Consider the following 9,033-nt stretch of genomic DNA (forward strand, 5'->3'; position numbering starts at 1 on the left):
ATGAATAGATTAAAAGCTAAATACAATGAGGTCGTAAAGCCTGCTTTGGCTAAAGAATTCGACATCAAAAATCCTATGCTAATCCCTGCGATCGAAAAGATCGTGATAAGCGTAGGCGCTGGCGAATCGGCTAAAGATCAAAAGCAACTTCAAAACATCGCCGATACTATTTCGCTAATCGCAGGACAAAAAGCCGTAGTTACCGATGCTAAAAAATCGGTCGCGGGCTTTAAAGTGCGCGAGGGATTTCCTGTCGGCGTAAAAGTAACGCTTAGAAAAGAGAATATGTTTGCGTTTTTAGACAAACTAATCTCTATTGCTCTACCGAGAGTTAAGGACTTTAGAGGTCTTCCAAAAGACGGCTTTGATGGACGTGGAAACTACAACTTCGGTCTTAACGAGCAGCTAATGTTCCCAGAGGTCGAGTATGATAAGATTTTACGCACTCACGGTATGAATATAGTTATAGTCACGACGACAAACAGCGACAAAGAGGCATTCAAATTGCTTGAGCTATTTGGTTTGCCGTTTGCGAAAGGAAAGTAATATGGCGAAAAAATCAATGATAGCAAAGGCTGCCAGAAAGCCTAAATTTGCGGTTCGCGGCTATACGAGATGCCAAATTTGCGGACGTCCGCATTCGGTTTATAAAGATTTTGGAATTTGCCGCGTATGCCTAAGAAAAATGGCTAACGAGGGACTAATCCCGGGTCTAAAAAAAGCAAGCTGGTAAGGAAGAGAAATGTTAAACGACTTAATTTCAGACGGACTAACTCGCATTAGAAACGCCGCAATGAGAAGACTCGAGACCACGAAGCTTCTTCATTCAAACGTCGTCGAGGCTACTTTATCTATCCTTGCGGCTAAAGGCTATATCGAGAGCTACAACGTCGTAGAAGAAGATAAAAAGAAATTTATAAACGTAGTTTTAAAATACGACGAGCACGGTAGAAGCGTGATTAACGAGCTTAAGCGCGTATCAAGCCCGGGTCGCCGCGTTTATAAGGGAAAAGACGAGATCAAGAGATTTAAAAACGGCTACGGAACGATCATCGTTAGCACCAGCAAAGGCGTTTTAAGCAACGAAGACGCTCACAAAGTTGGCGTAGGCGGCGAAATCCTCTGCTCTGTGTGGTAATTGTCTAAAACGCTACGAGGTAGCGTTTTAGATTACTTAGAAATGAAATTTGACTCGGTACGTTTTTGTATTTTATAAAATTTACTGAAAACTTTCATCGTCAAATTTCTAAAATTTAAAATCGGAGGCTCAAATTTAAGAGACTTCCCAAATTTAGCTCGACTTGCAAATTTACCCAAATTTGCCAAAGCTAAATTTAAAAACGACGATGTCAAATTTGGCGCTAAATTTTGGAAAATAACTCTGAAAAATAAGTCAAATTTGACAAGAAAATTAAAGTGTTTGAAGCGGTTTTTATCGCTTCGATTCATTTCTATTTTTATGGTATTGCGGTATCCATTCGTAAAAGTAGACATACCCTAGACAAGTAAAAAGGAAAAAAATGTCACGTATAGGAAAACAGCCGATAGCTATTCCAAGCGGAGTAGAAGTCAGCGTAGAAGGCAACGTCCTTAAATTTAAAAAAGGCGCTCATTTAAAAGAGCTTGACACAAAAGGGCACGTAGACGTTAAAGTCGAGGATGCTCACATAGTATTTTTTCCAAAGAGCGACGAGAGACAAGATAGAGCCTACTGGGGCACTTACAGAGCGCTTGCAAACAATATCGTCATCGGCATCACAAAAGGTTTTGTTCGCCAGCTTGAGATCAACGGCGTCGGCTACAAAGCTGCAGCTAAAGGCCAAGTGCTTGAGCTTACTTTAGGATTTTCTCACCCGATAAATCACGAAGTGCCAAAAGGTGTTGAAATCAGCGTAGAGAAAAATATCATAACTATCAAAGGCGACGATAAGCAAGTGGTCGGCCAGATTGCAGCTCAAGTCAGGGCGTACAGACCGCCTGAACCGTATAAGGGCAAAGGCGTTAAATACGTAGAAGAGCGCATCATCCGCAAAGCCGGTAAGACATCTAAGAAGTAAGGGATAGATAATGACAGCAAATGTATTAAAAAGAAAACTCGCTCTTAGAATCAAGAGAAAAAGAAGAATCAGAGCCAAAATTTCCGGCACTGCGGTATTGCCTAGAATTTCTATCTTCAAATCAAACAGAACTCTTTACGTCCAAGCTATCGATGACGTAGCAGCCGTAACTCTAGCGGCAGCAGACGGCAGAAAACTAGGCATAAAAGCAAACAAAGAAGGCGCCGTAACTTTGGCTAAAGAATTCGCAAAAACTCTAAAAGCTAAAAAAATAGAAACGGCATTATTCGACAGAAACGGCTATTTGTATCACGGTGTGGTAGCGGCTTTTGCAGACGCATTACGTGAAAACGGTATCAAACTATAAGGAAAATCGCTATGGAAAAATATAACAGAGAAGAATTTGAAGAAGTAATGGTTGATATCGGCCGCGTTACAAAGGTCGTAAAAGGTGGTCGTAGATTTAGATTTACGGCTCTTGTTGTAGTAGGAAACAGAAACGGCCTAGTAGGCTTTGGCTTCGGTAAAGCAAAAGAAGTGCCGGATGCTATGAGAAAAGCCGTCGACGACGCGTTTAAAAACATCATCGAGGTAAAAAGAAAAGGCTCGACTATACCTCACGACGTAGAGGTTAAATTTAACGCTAGCCGCGTTTTACTTCGCCCTGCTAGCGAAGGTACGGGCGTGATCGCGGGCGGTAGTGCTCGTCCTATTCTAGAGCTTGCGGGCATCAAGGATATCCTAACAAAATCGCTTGGCTCAAACAACTCGGCAAACGTCGTTCGCGCTACTTTAAAAGCGCTAAGTATGCTTAAAGGCTAAGGAGAAGATATGGGACTAGAAAATTTAAAACCTGCCGAGGGCTCGACTAGACAAATCAAAAGACTAGGTCGCGGTCAAGGTAGCGGTCAAGGTAAAACCGCGGGCAAAGGACACAAAGGTCAAAGAGCTAGAAAAGGCTACAATGAAAAAAGAGGCTTTGAGGGCGGTCAGCAACCGCTTCAAAGACGCCTTCCGAAAGTAGGCTTTACGTCTAAATTTGAAAAACCTTACGTAATCAACGTAGAAAAAATCGTTGCGGTAAAAGAGCTAAGCGAGATCACTATCGCTACTATCGCTACCGTACACAAAATTTCAAGCAGCGTCAAGAAAATCAAATTGATCGGAGTGAGCGCGAAAGATTTGGCTTCGAAAATCAAAGACGAGAACGTAACCGTTAGCGGACGTGCGTAATGAATAAGACATTGACCAACAAGATTTTAATCACGTTGGCATTTTTATTTGCATACAGGATACTGGCATACGTGCCGGTTCCTGGCGTAAACGTCAATGTTATTAAAGAGTTTTTCGATTCGAATTCTGCAAATGCGCTTGGACTATTTAATATGTTCAGCGGCAAGGCTGCAGAGCGCCTCAGCATCATCTCTCTAGGCATTATGCCATACATCACGGCATCGATTATTATGGAGCTTTTAGCGGCTACTTTCCCAAATTTGGGCAAGATGAAAAAAGACCGCGACGGCATGCAAAAATATATGCAGATCATCCGCTATGCCACTATCGGTATCACGCTTGTTCAAGCAGTAGGCGTTAGTATGGGGCTTCAGAGCCTTCACGGCAGAGGCGGAGAGGACGCGATAATGATAGATATGAATTTATTTATCGCGATTGCGGCAGCTTCGATGTTAACTGGAACTATGCTTTTGATGTGGATAGGCGAGCAGATCACGCAGCGCGGTATCGGCAACGGCATCAGCCTTATTATCTTCGCTGGTATCGTTAGCGGCATACCTTCAGCCATCGGCGGAACGGTAAATTTGGTAAATACGGGCGAGATGAACTTCCTTGTAGTTATCGTAATTTTGCTTGTTATCTTGGTCACGGTAGGCATAGTTATCTACGTCGAGATGGGCGAGAGACGCGTACCGGTGAGCTATTCGCGTAAAGTCGTGATGGAAAATCAAAATAAACGTATCATGAACTATATACCTATCAAGGTAAATTTAAGCGGCGTTATTCCTCCGATTTTCGCCAGTGCGATTTTGATGTTTCCGAGCACCATTTTGCAGGCCAGCACAAATCCTTACATCCAAGCTATTCACGATTTTTTAAATCCAAATAGCTATTTTTTCAACTTTTTGACGTTCTTGCTGGTCGTATTTTTTGCATATTTTTACGCTTCAATCGCGTTTAATGCAAAAGATATCAGCGAAAATTTAAAAAGACAGGGCGGATTTATCCCGGGCATTAGACCGGGCGAGGGTACTGCGGGCTATCTAAACGAAGTGGCATCAAGACTAACATTTAGCGGCGCGATTTACCTCGGTCTTATCTCGACGCTTCCTTGGGTACTCGTTAAAATTATGGGCGTTCCGTTTTATTTCGGCGGCACGTCGGTACTGATCGTGGTTTCTGTCGCGCTTGATACGATGCGAAGGATAGAAGCTCAAATTTATATGAATAAATATCAAACTCTAAGCGCGGTAGGCTTGTAATGGCTATAACCATTATGCAGCCAAACGACATAGAGAAAATGCGAGCGGCGAATAAAATCGTCGCTCAAACTCTCGACTACGTAGAAAGCGTGCTCAAGCCCGGCATTTCTTTGCTCGAAATAGATAAAATTTGCGAAGATATGATAAGGGCTGCGGGCGCAAAGCCAGCGTTTAAGGGGCTTTATGGCTTTCCAAACGCCGCTTGTATCAGCGTAAACGAAGTAGTCATCCACGGCATCCCAAACGAATACAAACTACAAGAAGGCGACATCGTAAGCGTCGATATCGGCTCAAATTTGAACGGATATTTCGGCGACTCGGCTAGGACTTGGGGTGTTGGTCAAATTTCGCACGAGGACGAAAAACTAATCGCTTGCGCCAAAGACGCGTTATACTTTGCGATAGATACCGTAAAAGCGGGAATGCACTTTAAAGAGCTTAGTTTTGAAATCGAGAAATTTATAAGAGCTCGCGGATTCGTTCCGTTAACGGGATTTTGCGGTCATGGCATCGGTAGACGCCCGCACGAAGATCCGCAAATTTTAAATTATTTAGAAGGCGGGAGCCCAAAATCGGGACCAAAAATCAAAAACGGAATGGTATTTTGCGTGGAGCCGATGATTTGCCAAAAAGACGGCACTCCGGTGATCGGTCCTGACAAATGGAAAGTAACCAGTAAAGACGGGCTAAGAACCAGCCACTATGAGCACTGTATGGCTGTCGTGAACGGACGTGCGGAGATCTTAAGCCTGGCGTAAAATTTTAAAATTTACAAATCGTTTGTGCGACTTGTAAATTTTAAAATTTTAATTTGTGGTGAGTTAAAATTTTAAACCCAAACTTTCGTCAAACGGCGAAAGTAAATTTAACAAAAAGGAGTTAAGTGGCAAAAGACGACGTCATAGAGATCGACGGCAACGTCATCGAGGCGCTGCCAAACGCGACGTTTAAGGTCGAGCTCGACAACAAACACGTGATTTTGTGTCATATTGCGGGCAAGATGAGGATGCATTATATAAAAATAATGCCTGGAGACCGCGTAAAGGTGGAACTAACCCCTTACAGTCTGGATAAGGGTAGGATAATTTACCGACATAAGTAAATTAAAAGCTAAATTTGGCTATACTCAGCCCTTTGCGACAAATTGCTGTATGAAGAATTGTTTTCAAAGCCCACCACTTGTTTTGAAAATAGTTGGTTTAAAATTTCGTTAAACCTGATGCAGCCTAAAAGTGGAATAAATTTTTAGGAGACTAGAATGAAAGTTCGTCCTTCTGTAAAGAAGATGTGTGACAAGTGCAAAATTGTCAAGCGCCAAGGCGTAGTTCGCATAATCTGCGAAAATCCAAAACATAAACAAAGACAAGGATAAAGCATGGCACGTATCGCAGGTGTGGATTTACCAAAGAAAAAGAGAATCGAATACGGTTTGACCTATATTTACGGTATCGGTCTTCACAAATCTCGTCAAATTTTGGATGCTACCAAAATTTCTTACGATAAAAGAGTAAACGATCTAACCGAAGACGAAGCTGCAGCTATCCGCAAAGAGATCCAAGAGAACCACGTGGTGGAAGGCGACCTTAGAAAAAGCGTCGCTATGGATATCAAGGCTCTTATGGACCTAGGAAGCTACCGCGGTCTAAGACACAGAAAAGGTCTTCCGGTGCGCGGTCAAAAAACTAAAACAAACGCTAGAACTAGAAAAGGCAAGCGCAAAACAGTCGGCGCTGCGACGAAATAAGGATAAGCGATGGCAAAAAGAAAAGTAGTTAAAAAGAAAATTGTAAGAAAAAGTATTGCTAAAGGTATCGTTTATATAAGCGCGACTTTTAACAACACTATGGTAACGGTTACCGATGAGATGGGAAATGCTATCGCTTGGAGCAGTGCTGGCGGACTAGGCTTTAAAGGAAGTAAAAAATCAACTCCTTATGCGGCCCAACAAGCAGTAGAAGACGCTCTAACTAAAGCAAAAGAGCACGGTATAAAAGAAGTAGGTATCAAAGTACAAGGTCCTGGCAGCGGTAGAGAGACCGCAGTCAAGAGCGTAGGCGCGGTAGAGGGCATAAAAGTAATATTTTTAAAAGATATAACTCCGCTTCCGCATAATGGTTGCAGACCGCCAAAACGCCGCCGCGTATAATTAGAAATTTAGGAGAATTATTATGGCTAGATATAGAGGACCCGTTGAAAAATTAGAAAGACGTCTTGGTGTGTCTCTTGCGTTAAAAGGCGAAAGAAGACTTGCCGGTAAAAGCGCTTTAGAAAAAAGAAATTATGCACCAGGACAACACGGACAAAGAAGAAGCAAGATAAGCGAATACGGCTTACAGCTTCGCGAAAAACAAAAAGCTAAATTTATGTACGGCATTAGCGAAAAGCAATTCCGCCGCTTATTCCAAGAGGCTGCTCGCCGCGAGGGAAATACCGGTGCGCTTTTGGTGCAGCTTTTGGAACAAAGACTAGATAACGTAGTTTACAGAATGGGCTTTGCGACGACTCGCCGCTTTGCTCGCCAGCTAGTTACTCACGGACATATTTTAGTAAATGGCAAGAGAGTGGACATCCCGTCTTATAGAGTTCAAGCGGGCGCTAAAGTAGAGGTTATCGAAAAATCTAAAAACAATCCGCAAATAGTTCGAGCGATCGACCTTACGGCACAAACTGGCATCGTAGCTTGGGTTGACGTCGAAAAAGATAAAAAATTCGGAATTTTCACAAGAACTCCGGAAAGGGAAGAAGTCGTCATTCCTGTCGAGGAAAGATTCATAGTAGAGCTTTATTCGAAATAATAAGGGGTATAACGATGAGAAAAATTACCACATCAGCTTATATGCCTACCGAAATTTCAGTAGAGAGTATAAGCGAGAATGTCGCCAGAATAACCGCGTATCCGTTTGAGACGGGCTATGCTGTTACTTTGGCTCATCCGCTAAGACGACTTTTATATAGCAGCACGGTTGGATTTGCGGCTACGGGCGTCAAAATAGAGGGCGTATCTCACGAATTTGATTCGATGAGAGGCATGCTCGAGGACGTAGCGCAGTTTATTATAAATTTAAAAAACATCCGTTTTAAGCTAAAAAACGAGTCTGAGCGCGAAGTGGTTGAGTATTCGTTTAAAGGTCCAAAAGAGATAAAAGCCGGTGATCTAAAAAACGATGTTGTAGATGTCGTAAATCCAGACGCTTATCTTGCGACCATAAACGAGGATGCGGAGCTTAAATTTTCCGTAATCATTCAAAAAGGTATCGGATACGTCCCAAGTGAAGAAATAAGAGACAATACCGAAGAAGGTTACATAGCTCTCGACGCTTTCTTTACGCCTGTTAAAAAAGCTGTTTATGAGCTGGAAAATGTCCTGGTTGAGGATAACCCTGACTACGAGAAGATTATTTTCACGGTTACGACGGACGGACAAGTGGGCGCGATTGAGGCGTTTAAACACGCGATCGAGGCGATGTATCAGCAGATGTCGGTGTTTAAAGGTGTTTTAAATATCGACGTTTCTGCAGGCTTAAACGCTCAAACTTCAGGTAGCGAGCATGCGAAGTTGTTACAAAGCGTAGAAGAGTTAAATTTGAGCGCTAGAAGCTTCAACTGCCTTGATAAAGCCGAGATTAGATTTATTGGCGAGCTTGCTTTGATGGATGAAAACGAGCTAAAAGAGCTTAAAAATTTAGGCAAAAAATCTCTCGACGAGATCAAAGCCGTTATGCAAGAGATCGGATATCCGGTCGGCGGCGACCTAGGCGGCGGCAAAGAGCAACTCAAGAAAAAAATCGCCGACCTAAAATCACAAATGAGTGCAAAAGAGTAAAAGGAAGATAAATGAGACACGGTCACGGATACAGAAAACTAGGTAGGACGTCGGCTCACCGCTCGGCTCTACTTAAAAATTTAGCTATCGCTATCATCAAAAGTGAAAAAATAGAGACGACCTTGCCTAAGGCAAAAGAGTTGAGAAGCTATATCGAAAAGCTAATCACTAGAGCTAGAAAAGGCGACAGCAACGCTCACAGAGCAGTTTTTGCCAGCTTGCAAGATAAAGAAACTACGAATAAACTAGTAACTGAGCTTGCTCCAAAATTCGTAGGCAAAAACGGCGGATATACGCGCATCGTTAAGACTCGCGTTCGCCGAGGCGATGCTGCTGAGATGGCTTATATCGAGCTAATCAAAGAATAATTTTTAGAGAGCTTCGGCTCTCTTTTTCTTTTTAAATTTACATATTTTAGTTACCTCAAAGTTCCTTTAGTCTTTCATCTCAATTAGTTTTATTTGTCCATCTGTTGCATTGTTCGTAATTTTGCATATAGGCGGAAAATAATAAAATTTGTAGCTAGTTTTATTCTGATTTCTGTCGCAGTTTGAAGTGCAAATTTGCTTTCAAAAGATTTGCTTGTACGATAAACGCTTGCCATATCAAATTTATACATGTCTGTAAACAACATTTGGAATATTGATCACAGGTATTT

The 9,033-nt window shown here is 42.4% G+C and carries 16 protein-coding genes; all 16 read left to right on the forward strand.

Annotation, left to right across the window (positions count from 1 at the left end; translation table 11 throughout):
• The 16 genes from rplE (at position 1) to rplQ (ending at position 8,743) form a co-directional block, all read left to right on the forward strand.
• Positions 1–546: a 50S ribosomal protein L5 gene (gene rplE, locus EE116_RS02445; protein WP_002947103.1), complete on the forward strand. Its 546-nt coding sequence runs from the start codon at positions 1–3 to the stop codon at positions 544–546.
• 1 nt (position 547) lies between these two features.
• Complete coding sequence (locus EE116_RS02450) at positions 548–733, forward strand: type Z 30S ribosomal protein S14 (RefSeq protein ID WP_002941532.1); 186 nt, start codon at positions 548–550, stop codon at positions 731–733.
• A gap of 9 nt (positions 734–742) precedes the next feature.
• On the forward strand, positions 743–1,138 hold the full coding sequence (gene rpsH / locus EE116_RS02455) for a 30S ribosomal protein S8 (RefSeq protein ID WP_122873085.1): 396 nt from the start codon (positions 743–745) through the stop codon (positions 1,136–1,138).
• Positions 1,139–1,520: 382 nt separating this feature from the next.
• On the forward strand, positions 1,521–2,057 hold the full coding sequence (gene rplF / locus EE116_RS02465; protein ID WP_122873087.1) for a 50S ribosomal protein L6: 537 nt from the start codon (positions 1,521–1,523) through the stop codon (positions 2,055–2,057).
• A 10-nt stretch (positions 2,058–2,067) separates the two neighbouring features.
• Positions 2,068–2,424 (forward strand): 50S ribosomal protein L18, encoded by a 357-nt coding sequence (rplR, locus tag EE116_RS02470; protein ID WP_122873088.1) that lies wholly within the window; start codon positions 2,068–2,070, stop codon positions 2,422–2,424.
• Between the two features lie 11 nt (positions 2,425–2,435).
• The gene (rpsE, locus tag EE116_RS02475; RefSeq protein WP_002943402.1) at positions 2,436–2,879 is read left to right on the forward strand and encodes a 30S ribosomal protein S5; all 444 of its coding nucleotides are present in this window, start codon (positions 2,436–2,438) and stop codon (positions 2,877–2,879) included.
• 9 nt (positions 2,880–2,888) lie between these two features.
• Positions 2,889–3,290: a 50S ribosomal protein L15 gene (gene rplO, locus EE116_RS02480; protein ID WP_009494836.1), complete on the forward strand. Its 402-nt coding sequence runs from the start codon at positions 2,889–2,891 to the stop codon at positions 3,288–3,290.
• Positions 3,290–4,552 (forward strand): preprotein translocase subunit SecY, encoded by a 1,263-nt coding sequence (gene secY, locus EE116_RS02485; protein WP_002953674.1) that lies wholly within the window; start codon positions 3,290–3,292, stop codon positions 4,550–4,552. Before rplO ends, secY begins: the two co-directional genes overlap by 1 nt.
• The gene (gene map / locus EE116_RS02490) at positions 4,552–5,310 is read left to right on the forward strand and encodes a type I methionyl aminopeptidase (RefSeq protein ID WP_122873089.1); all 759 of its coding nucleotides are present in this window, start codon (positions 4,552–4,554) and stop codon (positions 5,308–5,310) included. Before secY ends, map begins: the two co-directional genes overlap by 1 nt.
• A gap of 125 nt (positions 5,311–5,435) precedes the next feature.
• On the forward strand, positions 5,436–5,654 hold the full coding sequence (infA, locus tag EE116_RS02495; RefSeq protein WP_002943098.1) for a translation initiation factor IF-1: 219 nt from the start codon (positions 5,436–5,438) through the stop codon (positions 5,652–5,654).
• A 156-nt stretch (positions 5,655–5,810) separates the two neighbouring features.
• The gene (gene rpmJ / locus EE116_RS02500; protein ID WP_002947091.1) at positions 5,811–5,924 is read left to right on the forward strand and encodes a 50S ribosomal protein L36; all 114 of its coding nucleotides are present in this window, start codon (positions 5,811–5,813) and stop codon (positions 5,922–5,924) included.
• Positions 5,925–5,927: 3 nt separating this feature from the next.
• Positions 5,928–6,296, forward strand: a complete 369-nt coding sequence (gene rpsM / locus EE116_RS02505) for a 30S ribosomal protein S13 (protein WP_002943382.1) — start codon at positions 5,928–5,930, stop codon at positions 6,294–6,296.
• A gap of 9 nt (positions 6,297–6,305) precedes the next feature.
• The gene (gene rpsK / locus EE116_RS02510) at positions 6,306–6,698 is read left to right on the forward strand and encodes a 30S ribosomal protein S11 (RefSeq protein WP_122873090.1); all 393 of its coding nucleotides are present in this window, start codon (positions 6,306–6,308) and stop codon (positions 6,696–6,698) included.
• A 22-nt stretch (positions 6,699–6,720) separates the two neighbouring features.
• Positions 6,721–7,347: a 30S ribosomal protein S4 gene (gene rpsD / locus EE116_RS02515; protein ID WP_122873091.1), complete on the forward strand. Its 627-nt coding sequence runs from the start codon at positions 6,721–6,723 to the stop codon at positions 7,345–7,347.
• 14 nt (positions 7,348–7,361) lie between these two features.
• Positions 7,362–8,375 carry a DNA-directed RNA polymerase subunit alpha gene (locus EE116_RS02520; protein ID WP_122873092.1) on the forward strand — a complete coding sequence of 338 codons (1,014 nt, stop codon included), beginning with the start codon at positions 7,362–7,364 and terminating at the stop codon, positions 8,373–8,375.
• Positions 8,376–8,386: 11 nt separating this feature from the next.
• A complete protein-coding gene (gene rplQ, locus EE116_RS02525) occupies positions 8,387–8,743 on the forward strand; it encodes a 50S ribosomal protein L17 (protein ID WP_002943070.1) in 357 nt (118 codons plus the stop codon).
• Positions 8,744–9,033: the final 290 nt, after the last annotated feature.

It is taken from the genome of Campylobacter showae, assembly GCF_900573985.1.
Classification (GTDB): domain Bacteria; phylum Campylobacterota; class Campylobacteria; order Campylobacterales; family Campylobacteraceae; genus Campylobacter_A; species Campylobacter_A showae_E.

Excerpts from the sequence above, each read along its gene's own strand:
- rplE (WP_002947103.1), top strand. The coding sequence starts at position 1 with ATGAATAGATTAAAAGCTAAATACAATGAGGTCGTAAAGCCTGCTTTG.
- EE116_RS02450 (WP_002941532.1), top strand. The coding sequence starts at position 548 with ATGGCGAAAAAATCAATGATAGCAAAGGCTGCCAGAAAGCCTAAATTT.
- rpsH (WP_122873085.1), top strand. The coding sequence starts at position 743 with ATGTTAAACGACTTAATTTCAGACGGACTAACTCGCATTAGAAACGCC.
- rplF (WP_122873087.1), top strand. The coding sequence starts at position 1,521 with ATGTCACGTATAGGAAAACAGCCGATAGCTATTCCAAGCGGAGTAGAA.
- rplR (WP_122873088.1), top strand. The coding sequence starts at position 2,068 with ATGACAGCAAATGTATTAAAAAGAAAACTCGCTCTTAGAATCAAGAGA.
- rpsE (WP_002943402.1), top strand. The coding sequence starts at position 2,436 with ATGGAAAAATATAACAGAGAAGAATTTGAAGAAGTAATGGTTGATATC.
- rplO (WP_009494836.1), top strand. The coding sequence starts at position 2,889 with ATGGGACTAGAAAATTTAAAACCTGCCGAGGGCTCGACTAGACAAATC.
- secY (WP_002953674.1), top strand. The coding sequence starts at position 3,290 with ATGAATAAGACATTGACCAACAAGATTTTAATCACGTTGGCATTTTTA.
- map (WP_122873089.1), top strand. The coding sequence starts at position 4,552 with ATGGCTATAACCATTATGCAGCCAAACGACATAGAGAAAATGCGAGCG.
- rpmJ (WP_002947091.1), top strand. The coding sequence starts at position 5,811 with ATGAAAGTTCGTCCTTCTGTAAAGAAGATGTGTGACAAGTGCAAAATT.
- rpsM (WP_002943382.1), top strand. The coding sequence starts at position 5,928 with ATGGCACGTATCGCAGGTGTGGATTTACCAAAGAAAAAGAGAATCGAA.
- rpsK (WP_122873090.1), top strand. The coding sequence starts at position 6,306 with ATGGCAAAAAGAAAAGTAGTTAAAAAGAAAATTGTAAGAAAAAGTATT.
- rpsD (WP_122873091.1), top strand. The coding sequence starts at position 6,721 with ATGGCTAGATATAGAGGACCCGTTGAAAAATTAGAAAGACGTCTTGGT.
- EE116_RS02520 (WP_122873092.1), top strand. The coding sequence starts at position 7,362 with ATGAGAAAAATTACCACATCAGCTTATATGCCTACCGAAATTTCAGTA.
- rplQ (WP_002943070.1), top strand. The coding sequence starts at position 8,387 with ATGAGACACGGTCACGGATACAGAAAACTAGGTAGGACGTCGGCTCAC.